General features: G+C 65.3%; 23 protein-coding genes. 11 read left to right on the top strand and 12 right to left on the bottom strand.

The genetic code is table 11. From position 1 onward, the window contains the following. The first annotated feature begins 81 nt into the window (after positions 1-81). On the top strand, positions 82-687 hold the full coding sequence (locus tag ACTUWL_RS00755; RefSeq protein WP_021079842.1) for a TetR/AcrR family transcriptional regulator: 606 nt from the start codon (positions 82-84) through the stop codon (positions 685-687). Further along, positions 684-1,145: a PaaI family thioesterase gene (locus tag ACTUWL_RS00750; protein ID WP_021079843.1), complete on the top strand. Its 462-nt coding sequence runs from the start codon at positions 684-686 to the stop codon at positions 1,143-1,145. The genes ACTUWL_RS00755 and ACTUWL_RS00750 overlap by 4 nt, the downstream gene beginning before the upstream one ends. Before the next feature lie 129 nt (positions 1,146-1,274). On the opposite strand, the gene rplI is transcribed toward ACTUWL_RS00750, so the two are convergent. From rplI to rpsF, 4 genes are all read right to left on the bottom strand, one after another. After that, positions 1,275-1,877: a 50S ribosomal protein L9 gene (gene rplI, locus ACTUWL_RS00745; RefSeq protein WP_021079844.1), complete on the bottom strand. Its 603-nt coding sequence runs from the start codon at positions 1,875-1,877 to the stop codon at positions 1,275-1,277. Positions 1,878-1,928: 51 nt separating this feature from the next. After that, positions 1,929-2,897, bottom strand: coding sequence for a DUF2232 domain-containing protein (locus ACTUWL_RS00740; protein WP_021079845.1), 969 nt, complete (start codon positions 2,895-2,897; stop codon positions 1,929-1,931). Positions 2,898-3,023: 126 nt separating this feature from the next. Beyond that, a complete protein-coding gene (gene rpsR / locus ACTUWL_RS00735; protein WP_016844287.1) occupies positions 3,024-3,263 on the bottom strand; it encodes a 30S ribosomal protein S18 in 240 nt (79 codons plus the stop codon). A 6-nt stretch (positions 3,264-3,269) separates the two neighbouring features. After that, positions 3,270-3,737, bottom strand: a complete 468-nt coding sequence (rpsF, locus tag ACTUWL_RS00730; protein ID WP_021079846.1) for a 30S ribosomal protein S6 — start codon at positions 3,735-3,737, stop codon at positions 3,270-3,272. A 350-nt stretch (positions 3,738-4,087) separates the two neighbouring features. Between rpsF and ACTUWL_RS00725 the strand changes: the two genes are divergently transcribed. The 9 genes from ACTUWL_RS00725 to gmk all read left to right on the top strand — a co-directional run bounded on the left by ACTUWL_RS00725 (position 4,088) and on the right by gmk (position 12,806). Continuing rightward, positions 4,088-4,804: a TetR/AcrR family transcriptional regulator C-terminal domain-containing protein gene (locus ACTUWL_RS00725; protein ID WP_021079847.1), complete on the top strand. Its 717-nt coding sequence runs from the start codon at positions 4,088-4,090 to the stop codon at positions 4,802-4,804. Then, positions 4,801-5,826, top strand: a complete 1,026-nt coding sequence (locus tag ACTUWL_RS00720) for a fatty acid desaturase family protein (protein ID WP_021079848.1) — start codon at positions 4,801-4,803, stop codon at positions 5,824-5,826. The genes ACTUWL_RS00725 and ACTUWL_RS00720 overlap by 4 nt, the downstream gene beginning before the upstream one ends. A 223-nt stretch (positions 5,827-6,049) precedes the next feature. Continuing rightward, positions 6,050-7,003, top strand: coding sequence for an ACP S-malonyltransferase (gene fabD / locus ACTUWL_RS00715; protein WP_021079849.1), 954 nt, complete (start codon positions 6,050-6,052; stop codon positions 7,001-7,003). 18 nt (positions 7,004-7,021) lie between these two features. After that, positions 7,022-7,759 (top strand): 3-oxoacyl-[acyl-carrier-protein] reductase, encoded by a 738-nt coding sequence (gene fabG, locus ACTUWL_RS00710; protein WP_021079850.1) that lies wholly within the window; start codon positions 7,022-7,024, stop codon positions 7,757-7,759. Between the two features lie 289 nt (positions 7,760-8,048). Continuing rightward, positions 8,049-8,288, top strand: coding sequence for an acyl carrier protein (locus tag ACTUWL_RS00705; RefSeq protein ID WP_002716125.1), 240 nt, complete (start codon positions 8,049-8,051; stop codon positions 8,286-8,288). A gap of 96 nt (positions 8,289-8,384) precedes the next feature. Beyond that, positions 8,385-9,650 carry a beta-ketoacyl-ACP synthase II gene (fabF, locus tag ACTUWL_RS00700; protein ID WP_021079851.1) on the top strand — a complete coding sequence of 422 codons (1,266 nt, stop codon included), beginning with the start codon at positions 8,385-8,387 and terminating at the stop codon, positions 9,648-9,650. A gap of 225 nt (positions 9,651-9,875) precedes the next feature. Continuing rightward, positions 9,876-11,135 carry an endolytic transglycosylase MltG gene (mltG, locus tag ACTUWL_RS00695; RefSeq protein ID WP_021079852.1) on the top strand — a complete coding sequence of 420 codons (1,260 nt, stop codon included), beginning with the start codon at positions 9,876-9,878 and terminating at the stop codon, positions 11,133-11,135. A 126-nt stretch (positions 11,136-11,261) separates the two neighbouring features. Beyond that, positions 11,262-12,149 (top strand): YicC/YloC family endoribonuclease, encoded by an 888-nt coding sequence (locus ACTUWL_RS00690; RefSeq protein ID WP_021079853.1) that lies wholly within the window; start codon positions 11,262-11,264, stop codon positions 12,147-12,149. Positions 12,150-12,152: 3 nt separating this feature from the next. After that, positions 12,153-12,806 carry a guanylate kinase gene (gmk, locus tag ACTUWL_RS00685; protein WP_021079854.1) on the top strand — a complete coding sequence of 218 codons (654 nt, stop codon included), beginning with the start codon at positions 12,153-12,155 and terminating at the stop codon, positions 12,804-12,806. Positions 12,807-12,866: 60 nt separating this feature from the next. Here gmk and ACTUWL_RS00680 read toward each other — a convergent pair whose 3' ends face one another. The 8 genes from ACTUWL_RS00680 to lptF form a co-directional block, all read right to left on the bottom strand. Next, entirely contained in the window at positions 12,867-13,907 is a 1,041-nt protein-coding gene (locus ACTUWL_RS00680) for a hypothetical protein (protein WP_021079855.1), read from the bottom strand. Positions 13,908-14,240: 333 nt separating this feature from the next. Next, positions 14,241-15,299 (bottom strand): alcohol dehydrogenase, encoded by a 1,059-nt coding sequence (locus ACTUWL_RS00675; protein ID WP_021079856.1) that lies wholly within the window; start codon positions 15,297-15,299, stop codon positions 14,241-14,243. Between the two features lie 19 nt (positions 15,300-15,318). Beyond that, positions 15,319-16,173 (bottom strand): 16S rRNA (adenine(1518)-N(6)/adenine(1519)-N(6))-dimethyltransferase RsmA, encoded by an 855-nt coding sequence (rsmA, locus tag ACTUWL_RS00670; protein WP_021079857.1) that lies wholly within the window; start codon positions 16,171-16,173, stop codon positions 15,319-15,321. Beyond that, a complete protein-coding gene (gene pdxA / locus ACTUWL_RS00665) occupies positions 16,174-17,175 on the bottom strand; it encodes a 4-hydroxythreonine-4-phosphate dehydrogenase PdxA (protein ID WP_021079858.1) in 1,002 nt (333 codons plus the stop codon). 17 nt (positions 17,176-17,192) lie between these two features. Then, positions 17,193-18,149: a SurA N-terminal domain-containing protein gene (locus tag ACTUWL_RS00660; protein WP_021079859.1), complete on the bottom strand. Its 957-nt coding sequence runs from the start codon at positions 18,147-18,149 to the stop codon at positions 17,193-17,195. Positions 18,150-18,226: 77 nt separating this feature from the next. Further along, the gene (locus ACTUWL_RS00655) at positions 18,227-20,644 is read right to left on the bottom strand and encodes an LPS-assembly protein LptD (RefSeq protein WP_035651906.1); all 2,418 of its coding nucleotides are present in this window, start codon (positions 20,642-20,644) and stop codon (positions 18,227-18,229) included. A 77-nt stretch (positions 20,645-20,721) separates the two neighbouring features. Continuing rightward, positions 20,722-21,819 carry an LPS export ABC transporter permease LptG gene (lptG, locus tag ACTUWL_RS00650; protein ID WP_021079861.1) on the bottom strand — a complete coding sequence of 366 codons (1,098 nt, stop codon included), beginning with the start codon at positions 21,817-21,819 and terminating at the stop codon, positions 20,722-20,724. After that, on the bottom strand, positions 21,816-22,982 hold the full coding sequence (gene lptF, locus ACTUWL_RS00645; protein WP_021079862.1) for an LPS export ABC transporter permease LptF: 1,167 nt from the start codon (positions 22,980-22,982) through the stop codon (positions 21,816-21,818). Before lptF ends, lptG begins: the two co-directional genes overlap by 4 nt. Between the last annotated feature and the right edge of the window lie 97 nt (positions 22,983-23,079).

Raw genomic sequence — 23,079 nt, 5'->3', positions numbered from 1 at the left:
AGGTCCGGCGTATTCATTTGACTGCCTCTAGAGTAAAACTCTAGAGTAATGATCTAGTCAACGAAATGTCAGGCAGGCGCAGTGAGCACGGCGCGCGAAGATCTGCTGGCGGCGGGATTGGCGGTGTTCGACCGCGACGGCTTCGAAGGCGCGACGGTGGCCGAGATCCGCTCCCGCGCCCGTGCGTCCAACGGCAGCTTCTTCCATTTCTTCGCCTCGAAGAAGGAGCTCGCCGGAACCCTGTTCCTGGAGATCCTGCAGGCCTATCACGCGGCGATCATCACTTCGGTCGACGAGACCCGCGGCGCGGCTGAGGGCGTGGCGCGGCTGATCCACGCCCATCTCGACTGGGTCGTGACCTCCAGGCGCGAGGCGCGCTTCCTGTTCGAGATTTCACGCAGCGAGTGGAGCGCGGAGGTGCGCGGCGCTCAGCGCGCCGAGAATGCGCGGCTTGCCGACGGTATCGAGCGCTGGCGCGCGCCGCTGCTCGCGCGCGGCGAGTTGCTGCCGATGAGCGCGGTGCTGTTCTTCAGCCAGGTGATCGGGCCGGCGCAGATCTTCTGCCGCGCCTATCTGTCGGGCCGCGAGCACGGCGATCCGCGTGAACAGGTCGAAACGCTGATCGCCTGCGCGATCCGCGCGGTGGTGGCGCCGGGGGCGCCGGAGCGAACAGGAGGGACGTCATGAGCGAGACCGATCCGGACTTTACGCCGATCGAAACGCGGATACGCGACAATGTCGGCCGTCAGGGCTTCATGGGCCTTGTCGGCGCTGAAGTGGCCGAACTGTCGCGCGGAACATGCACGCTCGCGGTCGATCGCCGGCCCGAATTGTTGCAGCAGCACGGCCTGTTTCACGGCGGGGTGACGGCGTTCCTGGTCGACAACGCCACCACGATTGCGGCGGCGACGTCGCGCGGCCAGCCTGCGCTGACGGCCGAGTACAAACTCAACCTGCTGTCGCCGGCGTCGGGTGATCGGCTGATCTGCCGGGCGCGGGTGATCAAGCCGGGCCGTCAGGTCGCCGTCGTGGCCGCCGATGTGTTTTGCATCATCGACGGCAAGGAGAAGCACACCGCGACCGCGCTGGCGTCGATCGCGATGCTCGACGATCAGGCCGCGGCACGAATCCAAAGCCCGGCCTGATGGGGCCGGGCTTCGTAGCGTTTTCGAGCGAAGTGGATACCGGTTCGCGTGAAGAAAGCGCGTCAAAACCAGAATCGAAAGCATCGGTTCTGAACCGATGCTCTCGTCGGTCGGACGATCGCGAGAAGCTTACTTCTCTTCGGCGGCCGGAGCCGGCGCGGCTTCGTCGTCGTGCTGGGCTTCCGGATCGAAGAACTCGCCTGCGGCGGCGAGCGCCTCGGCGGCCGCGTCCTGGTCTTCCTGGCGGGTCGAGATGTCCTCGCCGCGCTTGATCCGCTCGGCCTCTTCGGCGGAACGGGCGACCGTCACGGTGACGCTGGTCTCGACCTCGGGGTGAACCGCGATCGTCACCTTCTGCTGGCCGATCACCTTGATCGGCGAGTCGAGCCAGACCTGCGGACGGGCAACGGTCACGCCGTCGGCGGCGAGCGCGGTGACGATGTCGCGCACCGTGACCGAGCCGAACAGCTGGCCGGATTCGGAGGCCTGGCGGATGATGACGACGTCGCGGCCGTCGATCTTCTCGGCGACCACGGCGGCTTCGCCCTTGGCCTTGATGTTGTTGGCCTCGAGCTCGGCCTTCATGCCGTCATACTTGGCGCGGTTCGCCTCGGTGGCGCGCAGCGCCTTGCCGCGCTTGAGCAGGAAATTGCGGGCGAACCCGTCCTTGACGCGCACGACTTCGCCCATCTGGCCAAGCTTGGCAACGCGTTCCAGCAGAATGACTTCCATTTTCGTTCTCCTTTAGAGGCTAAGTATCGGTTTGAGTGGTTGGATCGAATGTCAGGCCGCGGGCAGAGGCGGCGGTCGTGTTTGCAGATAGCGCTGGCGCAGTCCGAATACGGCGTCGGCAATGCCAAGCGCGAAGATGGCGACGATCGGCCAGCCGAACATGACGACGACGGCGTAGATGCCGCCGAGCCAGAAGCCGCGGCTGTTGAGCGACAGGGTCAGCGTGTGGAGGACCGCAAAGCCGACCAGGGCATAACCGATCACGAGCGCTGCGGTGACGATCTGGGCGAGCAGCGCAAGCATGCCGCCGACGAAGCTGAGCGCCGCCGCCACCAGCAGCGCGACCAGCGTCATGGAGGGAAGCGCGGTGCTGCGCAATTCCGGCCAGGGTCGGTTGAGCCGCCCGGAGGTCTGCGTGATCTTGCCGGCCAGCCATAGGTTCAGTGTCAGCGTGACCATCGAGAGGATCGTCGCGGCCAGCGGCGCGAGGATCACCAGCATGTCGACCAGCCGTTCAATCTCGACGCTGCCTTGGCCGTCGCCGGCGCTGAGCACCTTCAGCAGGCCGCGTCGCAAAGCTGCGGTGATGGTGTCGGTGTCCGCGCCGAGCGTGAGCAGCGTTGCCGTGGTGGTGATCACCGCAAAGGCCGCGATCCAGAGCAGGATCCTGCCGACGGGATACCATTCGAGCGCAGGCGGCTGCTGGGTGGCGCCATCGCCGGCTGCGCCCTCGATCGGCCGTCCGAGCAGGGCGAGGTGGCCGAGCCACCAGCCGGGAACGGCCACCATCATGGCAAACGCGATGCTGTAGGGAAGCCCGAAGATCGCCCCGAGCACGGATGCCGCACCGACGCCACCAATCGCGGCGGCGAGGGGGCCCCAGCCGAACGCCGCCACCATGATCGGCAGCGGGGAGAGATAGAACAGCAATATCGAGATCAGCGCGCCCGAACTGATCGAGGCGAACATCAGCGCCGACGCGGCGCCGGCTGCAAGTGCAACAATGAGGATCGCGATCATCAGCTGTCCCGCCCCCTTTGAGCGGTTAGGGGTCCTCAATCGAGAACCCCAACCATCGGCGACCGGACGACCCGGAAGCCTTATGAGAATGAGCGGCCGGCGGGGTATCCCGCCGGCCGGAAACGCTTAGCGAATGACGTAGGGCAGCAGGCCGAGGAAGCGCGCGCGCTTGATGGCGCGGGCGAGCTCACGCTGCTTCTTGGCGGACACGGCCGTGATGCGGCTCGGCACGATCTTGCCGCGCTCGGAGACGTAACGCATCAGCAGCTTGGAATCCTTGTAGTCGATCTTCGGCGCATTCGCGCCCGTGAACGGGCAGGACTTGCGACGACGGAAAAACGGACGGCGGGCACCAGCATCAGCCATGATTCATTACTCCTCGGTCGCAGCTTCTTCGTCGCGCGGACGGCGCGGACCACGGTCGCCACGGAAGCCACCTTCGCGATCGCCACGGAAGCCACCGCCTTCGCGGTCGCCACGGAAGCCACCGCCACGATCGTCGCGCTCGCGATCACGGTCGGCCTTGCGCATCATCGCGGACGGGCCTTCCTCGTGCTCTTCGACGCGCACGGTGAGGTAGCGGATGACGTCTTCGTTGATCCGCTCCTGGCGCTCGATCTCGGTGACGACAGCCGACGGAGCGTCGATGTTCATCAGCACGAAATGCGCCTTGCGGTTCTTGTTCATGCGGTAGGTGAGGGAGCGCACGCCCCAGCTCTCGGTCTTGGTGACCTTGCCGCCGCCCTGTTCGACGATACCCGTCATCTGGGCCGTCAGTTCATCCACCTGCTGGGTGCTCGCATCCTGACGCGCGAGAAAAACATGCTCATAAAGAGGCATGGTTGTCCTTTCCTGTGTTGGCGCGGGTTTCCGGCGACAAGCCCTTCGAGACCTTCGGAAAGGACTCGAGCTGCTCAGAAGGCGGGAGCACGGGACGACGGGCCGACTGGCCCTGCCACATCAAAATCAGCGGGTGAGTTTGCTGAGACCGTCCGTTCAGCTCCCGGCCGGAGCCCACGAATGGCGCGCTTTATACGGATTTTGGCCGCGAAGGCAAGGGTCCAGGCAGGTCTGGACCCCGGGGATTTGCAAGGCGGCGTAGCCTGTCAGCGCTATCAACGCAAGTTCCGGCCGTTTTCGGTTGTTTTCTTTGTTTGTATGTCATACAAATATCTCAGGGAGGACACCAGATGGGTTCGGAGACCGCCGGCGGCATGTCTGCGCCCGATCCGAAGCACGCGGTGCGCGCGACGCGGTCGGCGGGGCGCAAGATGCGCTCGCTGCTGCTTGATGCCGCAAGCCGCCTGTTCAAGGAGCGTGGGCTCTCCGGCACCTCGATCTCCGACATCGCGGCCGCTGCGGACGCCTTTCCGAGCCAGATCACCTATTACTTCCGCACCAAGGAAGCGCTGTTCGTCGAAGCCGCCAGCCGCGACATGCTTTATCTCGCGCGCGCGACCGAGCAGGCTGCCCTGAAGGCCCACACGCCGCGCGAATACAGCCATGCTTTGGCCGAGACCGTGACCGCGACCGACACGGTCGCCTTCTTCGCCGAGGCCCTGACCCTGACGCGGCGCCGGCAGGATCTCGCGCCATTGGTCGAACGCACCATCGAGCGTCTGCACAGCGAAGGCGCGCGCGCCTATGCCGGCCAGGTCGAGCGGCACGGCTGGCGCTCGCTGCGCGCGCCCGAAGAGAGCTCGCGGCGGTTCTGGGCGATCGCGATCGGCGTGATCGTCGAAGGTTTTGCGATGGGCCGCGGCGCCGAGGAGATGTGCCGCGAATTGCTGCGCGCGCTCGGCGAGCAGGCCACCGCGACAACGGCGTCGGCCAATGATGGATCGCGCCTGCGCCTGGTCGGCGACCGCGATATTTCACCCTCAACGGACGGGGAGACAAGCTCATGACCACGCTGCGCATGCGTGCCCGCGATTTCCTCACCGAAGACGAACTGGTGGCGGTGCGCGAGCGCACGACGTGGAAGGGCGTGGCCCTGATCGTGCACGCCTGGGCGCTGATCCTGGGCGCGATCGCGCTGGTGGCGTGGTGGCCCAATCCGCTGACCTACCTGCTGGCGGTTGCGATCATCGGCTCGCGCCAGCTCGGCCTTGCCATCCTGATGCATGACGGTGCGCATGGCTGTCTGTCGGCCGACGAGAAGACCAATCTGGCGCTGAGCCAGTGGTTCTGTGCCTACCCGATCTTCGCCGAAACCCGCGGCTATCGCCGCTATCATCTGCAACATCATGCCCGCACGCAGCAGGAGGACGATCCGGATCTCGTGCTGTCGGCGCCGTTCCCGATCACGAGGCTGAGCTACCGCCGGAAATTCCTCCGCGACATCACCGGGCAGACCGGCTACCAGCAGCGCAAGGCGCAACTGCTCAATGCGATCGGGCCGAAGGAGTGGTCGCTGTCGCGGCGTGCCGCCAATTTCTGGCAGAAGCTCGGGCCGCAATGCGTCACCAATGCGCTGCTGTTCGCGGGCCTCGCCGCCGCCGGCGTGTGGTGGGCCTATCCGCTGCTGTGGCTGGTGCCCTTGCTGACCTGGATGATGGTGATTACGCGGATCCGCAACATTGCTGAGCACGCCGTCGTGCCCGACAGCGCCGATCCGCTGCGCAACACCCGCACCACGCGGGCCAACGTCCTCGAGCGGCTGTTCATCGCGCCGTACTACGTGAACTATCACCTCGAGCATCATCTGCTGTTCTACGTGCCGTGCTACAACCTGCCGCGCGTCCACCGTATCCTCTGCGGAAGCCGTTATGCCGAGCGGATGGAGGTGCAGCCGGGCTACGCCGCCGTGCTGCGGCTGGCGACGGCCAGGCCCGCCCACGAGGACCGCCCGGGGCAATTGGTCAACAGCGCCCGCCGGGCGCAGGCCGGCGCCAGGGTTAACGCCGACCAGAATGCCGGTGGATTCTAGGGCCGAACCGGTTCGGCATCCCCAGGGGTTCCGCCCGCGCGGCTTGACATCGCGCCCCCCAACGGTGTCTTACGGCCCGGTCTGAGGCCGTTTGCACGACTTGGTGCAGGCGATTGGCCCGGACCCGCTGTGGCGCGTTTGGCGCAACGCGGATACCGTTTTCCCCTGCGGCAGGCGCGAAGCGCTTGCGCGGAGATCACGCTCAACAAGGTAGGGATCGCCGATGACGGCAGCATTTACGTTTCCCGGGCAGGGCTCGCAGGCGGTTGGCATGGGCAAGGCGCTGGCCGACGCCTTTCCGGCCGCGAAGGCGGTGTTCGACGAGGTCGATGCCGCACTGGGCGAGAAGCTGACCGCGATCATCTGGGATGGTCCGGCGGAGACGCTGCAGCTCACCGAGAATGCCCAGCCGGCCCTGATGGCGGTCTCGATCGCCACTTTGCGCGTGCTGGAGAGCGAGGCCGGCTTCTCGGTCGGCCGCAATGCGGCTTTCGTGGCCGGGCACTCGCTCGGCGAATATTCGGCGTTGGCCGCCGCGGGCAGCCTGACCGTCAGCGACACCGCGCGGCTGCTGCGCACCCGCGGGCTTGCGATGCAGAAGGCGGTGCCGGTCGGCGCCGGTGCGATGGCCGCGCTGCTCGGCCTCGATTACGAGGCGGCGGTGGCGGTCGCCAATGAGGCGGCGCAGGGCCAGGTCTGCCAGGCGGCCAATGACAATGGCGGCGGACAGGTGGTGGTCTCCGGCGACAAGGCCGCGGTCGATCGCGCCGTCGAGATCGCCAAGACCAAGGGCGCCAAGCGCGCCATGCTGCTGCCGGTGTCCGCCCCGTTTCACTGCAAGCTGATGCAGCCGGCGGCCGATGCGATGGCAGAGGCGTTGTCCGGCGTCACCATCAAGGCGCCGGCGGCGCCGCTGGTCTCCAACGTGCTCGCTTCCGCCATCACCGATCCCGACGAGATCCGCCGCCGCCTGATCGAACAGGTCACCGGCACCGTTCGCTGGCGCGAGTCGGTTGCCTATATGGCCGGGCAGGGCGTGATGCGGTTCTTCGAGATCGGCGCCGGCAAGGTGCTGAGCGGCCTCGTCAAACGCATTGCGGACGGCGCGGTCGGCGTGTCCGTCGGCGGTCCGAACGATATTGCTGCGGCCAAGGATGCGCTGGCAGCGTCGGCTTGAAGCCGGGAGGGGAATTCGATGTTTGATCTGACTGGCAAGACCGCGCTCGTGACGGGCGCAACCGGCGGCATCGGCGGCGCGATCGCGCAGGCGCTGCATGCGCAGGGCGCGACGGTGGCGATCTCGGGGACCCGGCGCGAGGTGCTGGACGGCTTCGCCGCCAGGCTCGGCGAGCGCGTTCACGTGCTGCCGTGCAATCTCTCCAGCAAGGAGGATGTCGAGGCGCTGGTGCCGGCGGCGGAAGCTGCGATGGGCCAGGTCGACATTCTGATCGCGAACGCCGGCATCACCCGCGACAATCTGTTCGTGCAGCTGCGCGACGAGGATTGGGACGACGTGATCGCGGTCAACCTGACCGCGACGTTCCGCCTGGCGCGCGCGGCGACCAAGTTGATGATGCGCAAGCGCTTCGGCCGCATCATCGCGATCACCTCGATCGTCGGCGTCACTGGCAATCCGGGGCAGGGCAATTACACCGCGTCGAAGGCCGGCATCATCGGGCTGATCAAGACGCTGGGCGCCGAATACGCCAAGCGCGGCGTGACCGCCAACTGCATCGCGCCGGGCTTCATCAAGACGCCGATGACCGACGCGCTGAACGACAAGCAGCGTGAAGCCATCCTGGCGAAGGTTCCGGCGGCGCGGCTCGGAACGCCCGAGGATATCGCTGCGGCAGCGGTCTATCTGGCCTCGAACGAGGCCGCCTACGTCACCGGACAGACGATTCACGTCAACGGCGGGATGGCGATGATTTGAGCTATTTGCCGGTTCTCGCAATGCGGCGAAAGGCCGTTTTCGGGAGCCGGTTCAGGCGTGTAGTCAAGGCTTTGGAAGTATGGTAGCTGAACCCCCCGTGGATGGGCGAAGAACGCCATTGCAGGATTTTGAAACCCTGTATATTGGCGTGGCGACGCCTGCCGTTCGCCGGGGCTTTAGTCGGCTACGACCGGGCCGAATCAAGACTATGCGCGATTGAGTAATCGAGACGACCACGATGGCTCGTATCGTCTTGGGGTCGGGTCCAATGGAACAACGAGGTTGAACGATGAGTGAGATTGGCGAGCGGGTTAAGAAGATTGTGGTCGAGCACCTTGGTGTCGAACCCGAGAAGGTGGTCGATAGCGCGAGCTTCATCGATGACCTCGGCGCCGACAGCCTCGACACGGTCGAGCTCGTGATGGCCTTCGAAGAAGAATTCGGTTGCGAGATTCCGGACGACGCGGCGGAGACGATTCTGACCGTCGGCGACGCGACCAAGTTTCTTGAGAAGAACGCGAAGAGCTGACGCCGATCGCGAAGTTGACGGGGCCGGACGGACCGCGATCGAGCGGTCCCCCGGCTTCTTACTATTAGCCGCGCATTGTTGGCCGGAGACGTGGAAATGAGACGGGTTGTCGTCACGGGGCTGGGCATGCTTACACCGCTCGGCTGCGGCGTTGACGCAACCTGGGCGCGCATTCTCGCCGGCGACAGCGGCGGCAAGAAGATCGACACCTTCGAGGTGTCGGACCTGCCGAGCCAGGTCGCCTGCTACATTCCGCGCGGCGACGGCTCCAATGGCACCTTCAATCCCGATCAGTGGATGGAGCCGAAGGACCAGCGCAAGGTCGACGATTTCATCCTCTATGCGATGTGTGCGGCCAAGCAGGCGCTCGACGACGCCGACTGGCATCCGAAGTCGGACGAGGACCAGTTCGCCACCGGCACCATGATCGGTTCCGGCATCGGCGGTCTCACCGGCATCGCCGACACCGCCGTGCTGCTGAAGGAGCGTGGACCGCGCAGGGTTTCTCCGTTCTTCATTCCGGGCCGCCTGATCAATCTGGCGTCCGGTTACGTCTCGATCGAGCACGGCCTGAAGGGCCCCAATCATTCGGTCGTCACGGCGTGCTCGACCGGCGCGCATGCGGTCGGCGACGCGGCGCGGCTGATCGCGCTCGGCGATGCCGACGTGATGGTCGCGGGCGGCGCCGAATCGCCGATCTCCCGCATCGGCATTGCCGGCTTCTGCGCGGCGCGCGCGCTGTCCACCGGCTTCAACGACACTCCGGAAAAGGCATCGCGGCCCTACGACAAGGATCGCGACGGCTTCGTGATGGGCGAGGGCGCCGGCGTTCTCGTGCTCGAGGAGTATGAGCACGCCAAGCGGCGTGGTGCGAAGATCTACGCCGAGGTCACCGGCTACGGCCTGTCGGGCGACGCCTTCCATATCACCTCGCCGCCGCCGGACGGCAATGGCGGCTTCCGCAGCATGAGCATGGCGCTGAAGCGCGCCGGCCTTGCGGCGTCCGATCTCGACTACATCAACGCGCACGGCACCTCGACGCTGGTCGGCGACGAGATCGAGCTCGGTGCCGTCGAGCGCCTGCTCGGCAATGCAGCCTCGAAGGTCTCGATGTCGTCGACCAAGTCCGCGACCGGACATCTGCTCGGCGCCGCCGGTGCGATCGAGGCGATCTTCGCGATCCTGGCGATTCGCGATAACGTCGTGCCGCCGACCATCAATCTCGACAACCCGTCGGTGCAAACCGCGATCGATCTCGTGCCGCACACGTCGCGCAAGCGTGACGTAAACGTGGCGCTGTCCAATTCCTTCGGTTTCGGCGGCACCAACGCCTCCGTGATCGTGCAACGCGTGATCAATTAGTAGGTCTTTGGAGCGTTTTCGAGCGAAGCGGGGACCGGTTCGCGTGAAGAAAACGCGTCAGAATAAGAATCCAAAGTCGCGTTCCGATGCGATCGGAACGTGACTTTAGAACTAGTCCACCGTTTTGCCGTATTCCGCGGTGACTCCTAATAGCGGGCGTATGCTATTGGCAGGGCAGGGGTTTGTCCGGCCACGATTCAACCGGCAGGATATTGGTTTGCATCGATGAGTGAGAGGCCGCCCATTTCACCGAGGAGTCCACGTGCCGCGCTGGAGCCCGAACAGGTTCCGCCGCCGCCCAAGCGCTCGGATCGCGCCCGCAATCCATTCGTGATCGTCGGCAATGCCATCTTCACCATCCTGATCATCCTGATGATCGGCGCCGGCGCGACTTACTATTACGGCAAGCAGACGCTGGAAGCGCCGGGGCCGCTGCAGGAAGATAAGATCGTCAACATCCCCGCGCGCGCCGGCAAGCGCGACATCGCCGACGTGCTGTCGCGTGAGGGCGTGATCAACGTCAATCCGTGGATCTTCATCGGCAGCGTGTTTGCGCTGAAGGCGAGTTCCGACCTGAAACCCGGCGAATACTCGTTCCAGAAGAACGCCAGCCTGCGCGACGTCATCGCCACCATCGTCGACGGCAAGGTGGTGCAGCACGCGATCACGATTCCGGAGGGGCTGACCTCCGAGCAGATCGTGTCGCGGCTCTCCGACAATGACATCTTCACCGGCTCGGTGCGCGAGATTCCGCGCGAGGGCACGCTGCTGCCGGAGACCTATAAATTCCCGCGCGGCACTACGCGCGACCAGGTGATCCAGCGCCTCCAGCAGGCGCAGAAGCGCGTGCTTGCCGAGATCTGGGAACGCCGCAACACCGATACGCCGCTGAAGTCGCCGGACCAGCTGGTGACGCTGGCCTCGATCGTCGAGAAGGAAACCGGCCGCGCCGACGAGCGCAGCCGCGTCGCCGCCGTGTTCGTCAACCGCCTGCGGCAGCGGATGAAGCTGCAATCCGATCCGACCATCATCTATGGGCTGGTGGGCGGCAAGGGAACGCTGGGGCGTCCGATCAAGCGCAGCGAGATCACGCAGCCGTCGCCCTACAACACCTATGTGATCGACGGCCTGCCGCCCGGACCGATCGCCAATCCCGGCCGCGCCTCGCTGGAGGCGACCGCCAATCCGGCGCGCACGCGCGACCTGTTCTTCGTTGCCGACGGAACCGGCGGCCACGCCTTCACCGAAACCTACGACCAGCACGCCAAGAATGTCGCCAAGCTGCGCGCGTCGGAAAAGCAGATCCAGAACGACACCGTCGAGCCCGTGGACGATCCGGCGCCTGCCGCCGCGGCACCCGGGACGGCGGACACCAATCCGACGGCGACCACGCCGCCGAAGCCCACCAATCAGAAGAAGCCGCCGCGCAGCGGTCGCCAGGGCGCAGCCCAGCAGACCATCTCGCCGCCCGTCGTGCAGCGCTAGCTTCTCGTTTCCCGGAGGTGGACGTAATTCCACTTTCACGGAATCCGTTTTAAGATCGCATCGGCCCCTCACGAGTCCCGCAGGCTCGGGGTGAGCCTCAAATCATTCTGTTGGAGAGTTCACGCGATGGCGCTGTCGAGCATGACTGGCTTTGCCCGGAGCCATGGCGCGAGCGGTCCCTATACGTTCGAGTGGGAGCTGAAATCGGTCAACGCCAAGGGCTTTGACTTGCGGTTGCGGCTGCCGCCCGGCTGGGACGAACTGGAAGCCCTGGCCAAGAAGCGCGCCGGCGAGCTGCTGTCGCGTGGCACGGTCTACGCCAATCTCACCGTCAAGCGCAGCGATGCGGCGCAGACCATCCGCATCAACGAGGACGTGCTCGCGGCCGTCGTGAAGGTCGCGGGTGAACTCGCGCAGCGGATCGACGCGGTGGCCCCGAGCATCGACGGGCTGCTCGGCATCAAGGGCGTCATCGAGGTGGTCGAGCCCGAGAGCAACGAGGACGAGGACAAGGCGGCACGCGAGGCCGCCGCGAAGGCCTTCGAGCAGGCGCTGACGAGCCTCGTCGAGATGCGCCGCCGCGAGGGCGATGCGCTCGGCCAGATCCTGATGCAGCGGATGGACGAGATCGAGCGGCTCGCCAAGCGCGCCGAGACGGCGCCCGGCCGCAAGCCCGAGGCGATCAAGGCGCGGCTCGCCGAGCAGATCGCCGCGCTGCTGGAGACTTCCGATCGCTTCGATGCAGACCGGCTCAGCCAGGAGGCGATCCTGATCGCCACCAAGGCCGATATCCGCGAGGAGCTCGATCGCATCGCTTCCCACATCGGCCAGGCGCGCGAGATGATCGGCAAGGGCGGCCCGGTCGGGCGGCGGCTCGACTTCCTCGCCCAGGAGTTCAATCGCGAGGTCAACACCTGCTGCTCGAAATCGAACGATGTCGAGTTGACCAACACCGGGCTCGAGATGAAGAACGTGGTCGAGCAGTTCCGCGAACAGGTCCAGAATCTGGAGTGAATGATGACGGCGCAGGGTTTTGACGGCGTCGAGCGGCGCGGACTGATGTTCGTCCTGTCGTCGCCCTCGGGCGCCGGCAAGACGACGCTGTCGCGCATGCTGCTCGAGCGCGAGCCGGGCCTGAAAATGTCGGTGTCGGCGACGACGCGTCCGAAGCGGCCGGGCGAAGTCGAAGCCCGTGACTATTTCTTTGTCGACAAAAAGAAGTTCGAGACCATGGTCGAGCAGGGTGAGCTGCTCGAATGGGCGACGGTGTTCGACAATCTCTACGGCACGCCGCGTGCGCCGGTCGAGGCGGCGCTATCGGTGGGACAGGACGTTCTGTTCGACATCGATTGGCAGGGCACGCAGCAGTTGCACCAGAAGGCCAGCGTCGACGTGGTGCGGGTCTTCATCCTGCCGCCGTCGGCCGCCGATCTGGAGAAGCGGCTACATACGCGGGCGCAGGATTCGGAAGAGGTCATCCGCGGACGGATGAACCGCGCCAGCCACGAACTCAGCCACTGGGCGGAATACGACTACATCGTCGTCAACCAGAACGTCGACGACGCCTTTGCCGAGGTGCAGTCGATCCTGAAGGCTGAGCGGCTGAAGCGCGAGCGCCGCACCGGCCTCACCGAATTCGTGCGCGGCTTGCAGCGTCAGCTGGAGAAGTAGTCCCGGAGTCATGATGCGATCCGCCGAGCGCATCATGACTTCTGCGTTTCTGAGCGCCGTTTAATTCGCCGCGCTGCGCGCCAGCCGCTGCAACATCGCCGCGATCTGCTTGTTGTCCTGCTCCGTTTGATCAGGCTCACGCGGCATCTCGCGGCGAGCGACAGGTGTCTCGGCGCGGCGAGGAACCGGTGTCTCTGATCGGCGCGGCGCTGCCTCCGACAGGCGCAGCGGGCGGTCGCGGCTGACGACCGCCATCGGCGGCGCCGGCTCGGTGTGCAGCGAATCCCAGGGCGCCTGCCACTCGTCCTTGATCTCGTAGGGCGGCGTCCGCGTGCGCGTCAGGCGGAACACCAGCGCGCTGACGAGGCCAGCCAGTGCGAGCGCGCCGACCATCACGATCAGCAGCATCTGCGTCGAGGACGATGTCTTGTCCGTGCCCGCCTCGGCCGCGGCAGGGGCGGCTGGTGCCGGTGCGGCGGCTTGCTGCGGTGTCGTGTCCGCCTGCGCGACCGCGGTCGGCTGGTCTGCGGCATGCCGAGTTCCGTTGGTTCCGGCCATGCTCGATGCGTCCAGCCACCTGGCGTTCACGTCCGACGGCTGGGCGTTGGCGCCGGCGGGCGCGGCAGACCCCACCGGATTTGTCGTGGCCGCGCCGGCCTGACCGGCATCGGGGCTTGCGACGACGGGCGCCGCGGCGGGTTGCGGCGATGGCCACTCGGCATGGGCATTGGCAACCGATTTGCGCATCGCCGGCTGCGGCGCCGGCGCCGGCTGGCTCTGCGGCAGCGCTGCGTCGGCTGTCGCGGTGTCGGGCGCGGCTGCGGGCTGCTGCTGCGCCGCGGTGGTCTTGGCGACGACCTTGTTCCTGGCGTCACCGAGGTACCAGCACTTCTTCTGGGTGCTGCGGTCGAGGTGGTAGAACCAGTGGCTTCCCGCTGGCGCGATTCCCTTCGGCGCGGACTGACAGGCGTCGGCCGTCTTGGTATTCGCCGTATCGGTTGCCGCCGGAGCGGCGGCGTTCTGGGCTACGGCGCCGAAGTTGGCACCAGCCAGCAGGCTGACGGCAAGCGCCGCAGCGAATTTCGCTGAACGATTTGACATACGCGTCCCCGGTATTCTTTTTTACGCAAACGCTGGTGACGCCAATCTCGGTAAAGAGTTGGGTGGCAATGCGCCGCAAATCCGGAACGGGTAGGGCTTAATTGAGGCTCGCGGCGTGCCGCAATTGCGGCGAGCCGGTGGCAGGAGCGCGCGCTTGATGATTGCGCCGTCCACGGTCGGGTTCCGCGGGACGATCATTGCGTTGGGGCTTTTAAAACGTTACGTCCCGGCGGCGATGGCAACGCCGGCGGGACGTCTTGTCTGTACATGATCTTCGTGGAAGCGCTGCGTGTCGGTCGTGGGCAAACCGCGGCCCACGTTCCCCGATCATGCCTAGTTCTTCAGTACGATGCGTCCCACGACTTTTCCGGCGCGCAACTCGTCGATCCATTTCTGGACGTCGGCCATCGGCTCTTCCTTCATCGGCGTCGGCTTGATCTTGCCGGCGCGGGCGAGTGCCATCAGCTCCTGGCCTTCGGCCAGCGTCCCGACCATGAAGCCCTCGATGGTCATGCGCTTGTAGACCCACTGCACCATCGGCAGCGAGAAGTTGCCGCCCATCAGTCCGGACACCACGATCTTGCCGCCGCGTGCCACCGTCGACACCGCAAACGCCATCGACTTCTCGTTGCCGGCAAAGTCGACGACGCCGTCGAAGCCGCCGTCGCTCTCCTTCAGCATGCGCTTGACGACGTCGGGCTCTGCGGGATCGTAGGCGGCGGCCGCGCCGTTCTTCAGCGCGGTCTCACGCGCCGCGGGGCTGAGATCGGCAACCGTGATCGGCTGCTTGAACATCGCCTGCGCGAACGACAGGCCCATCATGCCGACGCCGCCGAGGCCGATCAGCAGCAGGTTGCGCTGGCGCGGACGATCCACCAGGCGCTTCAGCGCGCCATAGGCGGTGACGCCGGAGCACATCAGCGTGGCGGCCTGGTTGACCGGCAGCGGATCGTAGTCGAGCAGGTACTTTGCGTCGGGCACCAGCACGTGGGTCGCAAAGCCGCCGTCGATGGAGACGCCGAGGAAGCGCTGCTTGACGCAGAGATTCTCGTCGCCGGCGAGACAGTCGCGGCACTGGCCGCAGCCGATCCAGGGGAAGACCGCCTTATTGGTCCCGACCAGATCCTTCGCCGCATCGGGGCCGACCTCGTCGACAACGCCTGCGATCTCATGGCCGAGCGTGAAGGGCAGCGTCATGCCGCGGGTGGTGTCGAGCTTCTTGCCCCCGCCGAGATCGGCGTAGCCGTCCTGGATGTGGAGATCGGAATGGCACAGGCCGCAGCGCTCGATACGCACGAGCACTTCGCGTCCCTGCGGCTTCGGCGTGTCCACGATGGTTTCGCACAGCGGTGCATCGAACTTGACGAGGGATTGGCGAACCATACGCGCCATTACGTTTTCTCCTGTTGTTCTATTTTGTGGACCGTATATCGGCCAATTCACGTGCCATGGCAACAAAGCCTGTGACCGGAATGGTCTCGGCGCGCCGCGTCGCGTCGATACCGGCTGCGGCCGCAAGCCGCGCCGGATCGACCGACAGCGATTTCAGGCTCTGGCGCAGCATCTTGCGGCGCTGGCCGAAGGCGGCGGCCGCAACCTGTTCGAGCATGCGGCGGTCGCACGGCTCGGGCGCAGCGCGCGGGATCAGGCGGACCACCGAGGACGTGACTTTCGGTTGCGGCACGAAGGCCGCGGGCGAAATGTCGAACAGGATCTTGGTCTCGGCGCGCCAGTTGGCGAGCACCGCGAGCCGGCCATACGCCTCCTCGTCCTCGTGGGCTGTGATGCGCTCGGCGACCTCGCGCTGAAACATCAGCACCATGGTGTCGTACCAGGGCGGCCATGGCTCGATCGACAGCCAGTCGACCAGAAGCTGGGTTGCGATGTTGTAGGGCAGGTTGGCGACGATCTTGGCCTTGCCGCCGTCAAGCAGGGGACGAGGATCGAAATGCTGCGCATCGCCATGCACGATCTCGATGCGGCCGGGGTAGCGCTTGACGATATAGCCCAGTGCGTCGATCGCACGCTCGTCGCGCTCGACCGCGATCACGCGCCTGGCGCCCATCGCAAGCAACGCGCGCGTCAGTCCGCCGGGGCCGGGCCCGACCTCGATCACGGTGCAGTCTTCCAGCGGGCCCGCGGCGCGGGCGATCCGCGCGGTGAGATTGAGATCGAGCAGGAAATTCTGGCCGAGCGATTTGCGCGCCGACAGCGAGTGCTCGCGGATGATGTCGCGCAACGGCGGCAGATCGTCGATCGCGCTCACTCAGCTTGACGCCGCGGCCATCCGCGCGGCGAGCCGCAGCGCGGCGATCAGGCTCGAGGGATTGGCCTTGCCGGTGCCGGCGATGTCGAATGCAGTGCCGTGATCGGGCGACGTCCGGACGAACGGCAGGCCCAGCGTGACGTTGACGGCGTCCTCGAACGCGACGGTCTTGATCGGGATCAGCGCCTGGTCGTGATACATGCAGAGCGCGCAGTCATAGGTTTTTCGCGCCGCGGCGTGGAACATGGTGTCGGCCGGCAGCGGGCCACGGGCGGCGATGCCTTCGCGGCGCAGGATCTCGACCGCGGGCGCAACGATCTCGACATCTTCCATGCCGAGCGTGCCGTCTTCACCGGCATGCGGGTTGAGGCCGGCGACGGCGAGCCGCGGCGAGGCGAGGCCAAACCGCGCCTTCAGGTCCGCAACCACGATCCGCGCGGTCGACACGATCAGGTCGGTCGACAATTGCGCCAGCGCCTCGCGGACCGACACATGGATCGTCACCGGCACGACGGCGAGCGCCGGCGACCACAGCATCATCACCGGCTGCGGCGCGGCTCCGCCGCGGGCGGCGAGCTCGGCGAGGAATTCGGTGTGGCCGGGATGACGGAAGCCGGCGCGGTACAGCACGTTCTTGGCGATCGGATTGGTGACGACGGCGCTGGCCTTGCCGGCGGTGACGTCGGCGACGGCCTGACGGATCGACGCCAGCGCGGCATCTGCGCTGCTCCCGTCTGGCTTGCCCGGTCGTGCCGTCGCCGCGTTGCCGGTCGGAACGACGGGCAGGGCCCGTTCAAATGCCGCGGAGGCCTCTTCGGCGCTGACCTCGGCCAGCTCCACGGCAAGCCCGAGCGTCTTGGCGCGCTCGGCCAGGGATGCGAGGTCCCCAAGCAGATAGAACGGCGGCAGATCGAGTTCGCGGCGGCGCAACCATGCGGCGAGCGTGATGTCGGGGCCGATGCCTGCGGGCTCGCCGGATGTCAGTGCAAGAGGTTGAGCCATGCGTCAACGATAGTCGATCACCGCCCGCCTGGATATTCGATCATCGCGGCTTTTCGCACTTCCTGCAGGTAGGCCTTCGACTTCGCCTCGTACTTCTGCACGTACATCTTGTCCCGCATTTCACGCTTCTTCGGCGTGTCCACCGTGGTTGCCTTCCGACCACAAAGGGCGACCATCTCGATGCCCTGCTTGGTGAGTTCGGGCGGGGTAAGGTGGCCGACCGGGGTCTTGTCCAGGATGTCGCGCAGCGACTGCGGCAGGTCCGCCGACGTCTTCACGACGATCTCGCGGATCGCTGCGTTGCGCATCGACTTGAAGAAGGTGTTGGCTTCCTCGCAACTGGTCACGCGCTCGCGCAGGGAGTCCGCTTCCTTGCGGCGAGCCTCGAACTCGGATTGCGGCGAGCCGCGGGGCACGATCAGCACGACCGGCTGCATCCTGTATTCGAAAGCTTCGGCGTCGGGGGCCTCGCCGGTCCCCTTGACCGCGGTGTCGACATCCTTTTCTCCGACCTGAAGGCTCTCCTTGAAACGGCCGCGGACCAGGCTGGTCCAGACCATGTCGGCCCGGATGCGCTGCTTCAGCGTATCGGGCCTGATGCCCTTGCTCTCCAGCACCTTGGTCAGCTGATCGTTGTTCAGTCGCATCCGCTGCGCCATGCCGCCATAGGACTGTTCGATGTCGTTGGCAGTGGGATCGACGCCGAATTTCTTAGCTTCCTTGATCTTCAGCTTCTCGTCGATCAGCTCGTCGAGGATGGCCTTTCGATCGGGGGACTTGCCGCCGGTCAGTGCGTTCAGCTTCGCGCGCTGCTCGATGTCGAAATTGGTGATGGGTTCGCCATTGACCATCACGGCGATGGTCTGGGCATGCAGGCGCGCGCCGCCCCCCAGCAGGAGGAAAAGAGCCAGCAAGAAACTCAACAGGAGCGAGTGGCGGCGCGTCGGCGGGCTAGCGGTCGTTGGTGTGGTCATGTCAGCCGTTTAAACCAATTCAAGCCGGGGCCAAGGCCCGCGGGCAATACAAGCCCCCCTGATAGGCCCCTCACGCACTACTGCATGCCAGCCGAACTGCTGGTCGTGGAGGTCTGGGCGATCGTCCGCAGCCCGATCTGGAACATGAACGCGTGGCTGAGGACGGGCGGCTGCGAACCGGCTTGGTAGGTATAGGACGTGACATAGTTGGCAGCCAGCACGAAGCAGTCGTCCACATAGCCCGCGCCCAAGGCATACTGGTTGATCTTGTTCGCTTCAAGGTCCCAGCGCGCCGCACCCTGAACCACCCAGTTCGACGCCACCTTGATCGAACCGCTGGTGAGGATGCCCTCGCGGCGCGTCAGATAGCCGAGTTCCGGCTGCGCCGCATAATCGCCGTACGTCACGGCGACCGACCAGCGGTCGAAGTTCGCGCTTGCCGTCGCCTCGAACCGGTTGATGTTCCAGGTCGCCTCATCCATCCGCGTCCGGACGCTGAACGTATAGGTGCGGTTGGGCGAATAGGCGAGGCTTGCGACATAATCCGAGCGCGGGTTCTGCAAGCCGGAGTCGATGCCTGTGTTGGTGACGTCGGCGACCGCGAACGAGTTCAGGCCGAACATCTGGTAGGACTGTCCGAACATCCCCTTGATGCTGCCGCCATGGTCGAACTGCGTGGTGGCCTGCACGCCGACATTGGCGCGGCTGCCGCCTTCGACGCGGTCATAGCCGGAGAACTTGTCGACCGAGAACAGGTTCGAGGTATCGAACACCAGGCTCTGCGCGTCCTCGTTCGGAAGCTTGCCGGCATTGGGCTCGTTGGGCCGGATGATGACCTGCGCGATCGGCTCGACCGTGGTCGTGCCCCACGGCTGCACATTGATGAACGGGTAGCGGTATTCGAGGCCGACGGTCGGCATCAGGCGGACCGTCTGGGTGTCGCCGACCGGCAGATAGCTGGAAACGCCCGGCTGGTTCGAGACGTCGGCGTTGATCGCATCAGCGCGGACGCTGGCGAACGGCGTCCAGATCTGGCCGAACGGGTCGGTGTAGGACTTGCGCCACTGCGCCTCGGCGGTCAGGCGGGTGTAGGTGCCCGGCATGCCACGCAGCAGGCACTGCGACGGCGTTCGCGCCATCGGATCGGCCGACGTGGTCAAGCACAGGCTGTTGGTGTTGGCGGTCGTCGTGATCGGATCGAATACCGCGGTCTCGCGGGTCAGGTTGACGAAGTTCGTCTTGTAGCTGAACTCGCCGCCCAGGATATTCTGGTTGATCACGTTGTTGTAGTCGATGACCGGCGCGACCACCGGAACCTGGTTCTGGTTACCCGAGTAGCTGAGATAATAGATCGCGCGCGCATCGAAGAAGCTGCGGTTGCCGACCCCGGTCAGATAGAGCTGCGAGATCGCTTCCGTCGGCAGCGACAGGAACGATCCGAACGGGTCCTTGTACTGGGCGAGCCGGTAATCGGACATGAAGAAGTAGTCGGACAGCAGCACGCCGTCCCAACCCCAGACCCATTTGTCGTTCAGCGCGAACTGGCCCTTGGTGTCGACGCCCCAGCGGAACTGGCGGTCACCCGGCTGGCCGGTAAACTGCTTCTGGTCGAGCTGGTCGATGCCGTAAAGCCGGATCTGATAGGCGCCGTCATTAAAGCGTTGGCGGAATTCGGTCTGCAGCAGCACGCCCTGCTTGGACGTGATGCGCGGAGTGAAGGTCGCATCCATGTCAGGCGCGATCGCCCAGTAATAGGGCATTTCGACGCCGTAGCCGAATGCCGTGTAGCTGGTGAAGCCCGGCATCAGGAAGCCGCTCTTGCGCTTCACGGTCGGGTCGGGCGTCGAGAAGTAGGGCAGATACGCCATCGGAACGCCGAAGAATTCGAGCTGGGCGTTCTCGAAATAGAGCATCTTCTCGGTCTGGTTATGGATGATGCGCGCGCCCTTGACCTGCCAGAGCGGTGGCTTCTTCGGATCATCCTTACAGGGTGCGCAGGCGGTATAAACGCCGTTGTCGAACACCGTGTAATTGCCGCTCGACCGATCGGCGCGGGTCGCCGCCATGCGGGTCTGGTCTTCGGTGTCGACGCGCAGCGAATCGACGAACCCGTCGCGGTAGTCGTCGCTAAGGTCCATGATGTTGGCGTAGGTGATCTTGCCTTCCGCATCGGTCATGCGGATGTTGCCTTCGGCATGAAGACGCTTGGTCTTCTGGTCGTAGATGACCTTGTCGGCCTCGACGCTGGTGCCGTTGTAGAACATCTGGACGTTGCCGACCGCCGAGATGCGCGAGTTGTTGTAGTCGTAATCGACCTCGGTCGCCTGAACGAGCATCTGCCCGTCATTCTTGGCCGGCGGACGGACCGGCTTCGGCGGACGCGGATTGTAGGTGAACGCCTGCGCAGCAGCCGGCGTCGACACGACCACGTCGAGCGCGCTGACCACGACGAACGCGGCAAGCAGAGCGGAAATCGAAACGCCAAACGCGGCCATGCGGCTCCGTTGACGGCGCAGGGCACTGCGCCGCCCGAATGCAGGCGACATCAACTGGCGGGCGGCGACGGTAGCCACTACCCGTCCTCCTGGTACAGCAAGGCTAAGAAGCCGGTGAGGCTACCCACAACGACAGGCAACCACGCCGCAGCGATGGGATGCATCAACTCAGCCTTGCTCAAATCTTCAGTTACTTTCGACAGCACGTAGAGCAGAAAGCCTGCGCCCACGCCACTCAAAACCATCTTCTGCACGCCGCCCATCCGAAAGAAGCGGAGGCTCACAGAAGCCGCCAACATCACCATCGCAGCCAGCAAAAACGGCTGTGCGATCAGCTTGTGATACTGCAAGCGATAGCCAGCCGTCGCGAACCCTGAGCTCTCCGACGAGCGGATGTAGTTCGGCAGTTGCCAAAAGGACACAGTTTCGGGGGTGGAGAAACTGTTGCGCACCTGTGCCGGGGTGAGAGTGGTGGTCAAATAGAAGGTGTCCTGGTCCACCGGCGCCTTGTCGAGGGTGTATCGACGTACTCCCGTGAACACCCAGCGGCCTTCTTCGAGCGTCGCTTCGCGCGCTTCGATTCGCTCCTTGAACTGCAGCGCCGTATCGAATCGGAACACCGTCAGGCCGGTCAGCCGGACGCCCTGCTGCTCGCTGCGGGCCGCATTGATGATCGCCTGACCCTCGTCATTGATCTGGTTGAGCCAGAAGCCCGACGCGTCCTGAATGCCGCCGCCCGGCGCCGAGCCGAACAGTTCGGCCTCCATCCGTTTCGAGAGTTCGCGCAGATTGGCCGACACCGGATTGTAGGCGGTGGTCGCAAAGATGCCGAGTACGATCGCGCTGGCCAGCGCCGGCGAGATGAATTGCCAGGCCGAGACGCCGGCGGCGCGCGCCACGACGAGCTCCAGCCGCCGCGACAGAGCGAGATAGCAGGTCATCGCGCCGATCAGCACGCAGAACGGCATCAGCTTTTCAAGCAGTTGCGGCACGCGAAACAGCGAAGTCTCGGCGACGGTGATGGCGGATGCGCCGACCAGGCTGGATGTCTTGCGCACCATCTCGATGTAATCGACCAGCACGAGCAGCACGAAGATGCCCGCGAACACGCCGACCGCCGCGATCACGAATCGGCCGGCGAAATAGCGCCCGAGCGTATTTGTGACCATGCTCATGCGGTTGCCTGCCTCCGGAACAGCCGCGCAATGCGCTCGTTGTTTCTGTTGATGGCTTCCATCAGCCGCGGCGGCGGCTCGACGACGACGCCGCCGATGATCATCCAGAGGCCGACGCCGATGCCGGCGAACAGCATCAGATATTGCACGAGGGCCGCGATCGGCGTTTTCACCGCCATCACCGAGCAGGCGAATCCGACCATGCGCAGGCCGAACACCGCAAACACCGAGCCGCCGATCGAGAAATTGCGGCTCTGGCGCGTGGTGCGCGGCGCGCCGAGAAAGGCAAAGGTGAGGGCCGCGAACGCAAACGGATAGATCGGCGCCATGAAGCGATCATGCAGCTCCGCGAAGAACTGGCCTGACAGCTGCTGATAGGTCTGATCGTTCTCGTCCGGCCACATCAGCTCCCAGAGATAACGCTCGCGAATTCCGAGCGTGACGTCGCGCCCTTGCGAGAATTTCGACATGTCGAAGGCGTAGCGCTGAAACACCACCAGCGTCGGATCGCGCTTGCCGGCTTCGAATCGCTCGAGATTGCCGTCCTCCAGCACGAGATATGAGCCGCTCTCGTTCTTCAGCACGGTGCCGTGGTCGGCGACGATGGTAACGCGCTGCTGCGGATCGCGGCGATCGTCGACGAAAACGCCGCCGAGCACGCCGCCGGGCAGCCGTTCGCGGATCCGAATCGTCAGGTTCTGATCGAGTTGGGCGAAGCGGCCGGGTTGCAGGATGTTGGTGAGGACGTCGGCGGTGATCTCGGCATCCCATTGCTTGATCCGGCGCATGCCGTCGGGGGCGAGATAGGCGCCGATGAAGGCGACCAGCGCGGCGACCACGCAGGTGGCATAGAAGAATGGGTAGAACAGCCGGAACGGCGAGAAGCCGGCTGCGTTCATCACGATGATCTCGGAATCGGTCGCGAGCTTGTTCAGCGTGTGGGAGATCGCGATCATCAGTGCGATCGGGGCGATGATCAGGACCAGGGCCGGGATCACGAGGCCAGTGATGCCGAGGAAGGTGAGGATGGTCTGACCCTGGCTGGTCATCAGGTCGATGCCGCGCAACGCCTGGGTAATCCAGATCACCCCGGTGAGGCTGACCAGGACAAGCGCAAACGACGACAGCGTCGTTTTGAAGATGTACTTGTCGATCGACCCCATCGCTACCGCACGACCCCCACGACCCCCCTGGCGCAACCAAGCGCGCGGCTTTCGACCAATCCCGTCAACCCGGGTTCCCCTATGGTCGAGCCGCGGA

Source organism: Bradyrhizobium sp. WCU1, assembly GCF_053474805.1.
The sequence above is the reverse complement of the archived record's forward strand: the minus strand, read 5'-3'. Positions and strand labels throughout refer to the sequence as shown.

What these genes read in the sequence shown, in the direction of transcription:
- ACTUWL_RS00750 (WP_021079843.1), top strand. Translation starts at nt 684, where the DNA reads ATGAGCGAGACCGATCCGGACTTTACGCCGATCGAAACGCGGATACGC.
- rplI (WP_021079844.1), bottom strand. Translation starts at nt 1,877, where the DNA reads ATGGAAGTCATTCTGCTGGAACGCGTTGCCAAGCTTGGCCAGATGGGC.
- ACTUWL_RS00740 (WP_021079845.1), bottom strand. Translation starts at nt 2,897, where the DNA reads ATGATCGCGATCCTCATTGTTGCACTTGCAGCCGGCGCCGCGTCGGCG.
- rpsR (WP_016844287.1), bottom strand. Translation starts at nt 3,263, where the DNA reads ATGGCTGATGCTGGTGCCCGCCGTCCGTTTTTCCGTCGTCGCAAGTCC.
- rpsF (WP_021079846.1), bottom strand. Translation starts at nt 3,737, where the DNA reads ATGCCTCTTTATGAGCATGTTTTTCTCGCGCGTCAGGATGCGAGCACC.
- ACTUWL_RS00725 (WP_021079847.1), top strand. Translation starts at nt 4,088, where the DNA reads ATGGGTTCGGAGACCGCCGGCGGCATGTCTGCGCCCGATCCGAAGCAC.
- ACTUWL_RS00720 (WP_021079848.1), top strand. Translation starts at nt 4,801, where the DNA reads ATGACCACGCTGCGCATGCGTGCCCGCGATTTCCTCACCGAAGACGAA.
- fabD (WP_021079849.1), top strand. Translation starts at nt 6,050, where the DNA reads ATGACGGCAGCATTTACGTTTCCCGGGCAGGGCTCGCAGGCGGTTGGC.
- fabG (WP_021079850.1), top strand. Translation starts at nt 7,022, where the DNA reads ATGTTTGATCTGACTGGCAAGACCGCGCTCGTGACGGGCGCAACCGGC.
- ACTUWL_RS00705 (WP_002716125.1), top strand. Translation starts at nt 8,049, where the DNA reads ATGAGTGAGATTGGCGAGCGGGTTAAGAAGATTGTGGTCGAGCACCTT.
- fabF (WP_021079851.1), top strand. Translation starts at nt 8,385, where the DNA reads ATGAGACGGGTTGTCGTCACGGGGCTGGGCATGCTTACACCGCTCGGC.
- mltG (WP_021079852.1), top strand. Translation starts at nt 9,876, where the DNA reads ATGAGTGAGAGGCCGCCCATTTCACCGAGGAGTCCACGTGCCGCGCTG.
- ACTUWL_RS00690 (WP_021079853.1), top strand. Translation starts at nt 11,262, where the DNA reads ATGGCGCTGTCGAGCATGACTGGCTTTGCCCGGAGCCATGGCGCGAGC.
- gmk (WP_021079854.1), top strand. Translation starts at nt 12,153, where the DNA reads ATGACGGCGCAGGGTTTTGACGGCGTCGAGCGGCGCGGACTGATGTTC.
- ACTUWL_RS00680 (WP_021079855.1), bottom strand. Translation starts at nt 13,907, where the DNA reads ATGTCAAATCGTTCAGCGAAATTCGCTGCGGCGCTTGCCGTCAGCCTG.
- ACTUWL_RS00675 (WP_021079856.1), bottom strand. Translation starts at nt 15,299, where the DNA reads ATGGCGCGTATGGTTCGCCAATCCCTCGTCAAGTTCGATGCACCGCTG.
- pdxA (WP_021079858.1), bottom strand. Translation starts at nt 17,175, where the DNA reads ATGGCTCAACCTCTTGCACTGACATCCGGCGAGCCCGCAGGCATCGGC.
- ACTUWL_RS00660 (WP_021079859.1), bottom strand. Translation starts at nt 18,149, where the DNA reads ATGACCACACCAACGACCGCTAGCCCGCCGACGCGCCGCCACTCGCTC.
- ACTUWL_RS00655 (WP_035651906.1), bottom strand. Translation starts at nt 20,644, where the DNA reads ATGGCCGCGTTTGGCGTTTCGATTTCCGCTCTGCTTGCCGCGTTCGTC.
- lptG (WP_021079861.1), bottom strand. Translation starts at nt 21,819, where the DNA reads ATGAGCATGGTCACAAATACGCTCGGGCGCTATTTCGCCGGCCGATTC.
- lptF (WP_021079862.1), bottom strand. Translation starts at nt 22,982, where the DNA reads ATGGGGTCGATCGACAAGTACATCTTCAAAACGACGCTGTCGTCGTTT.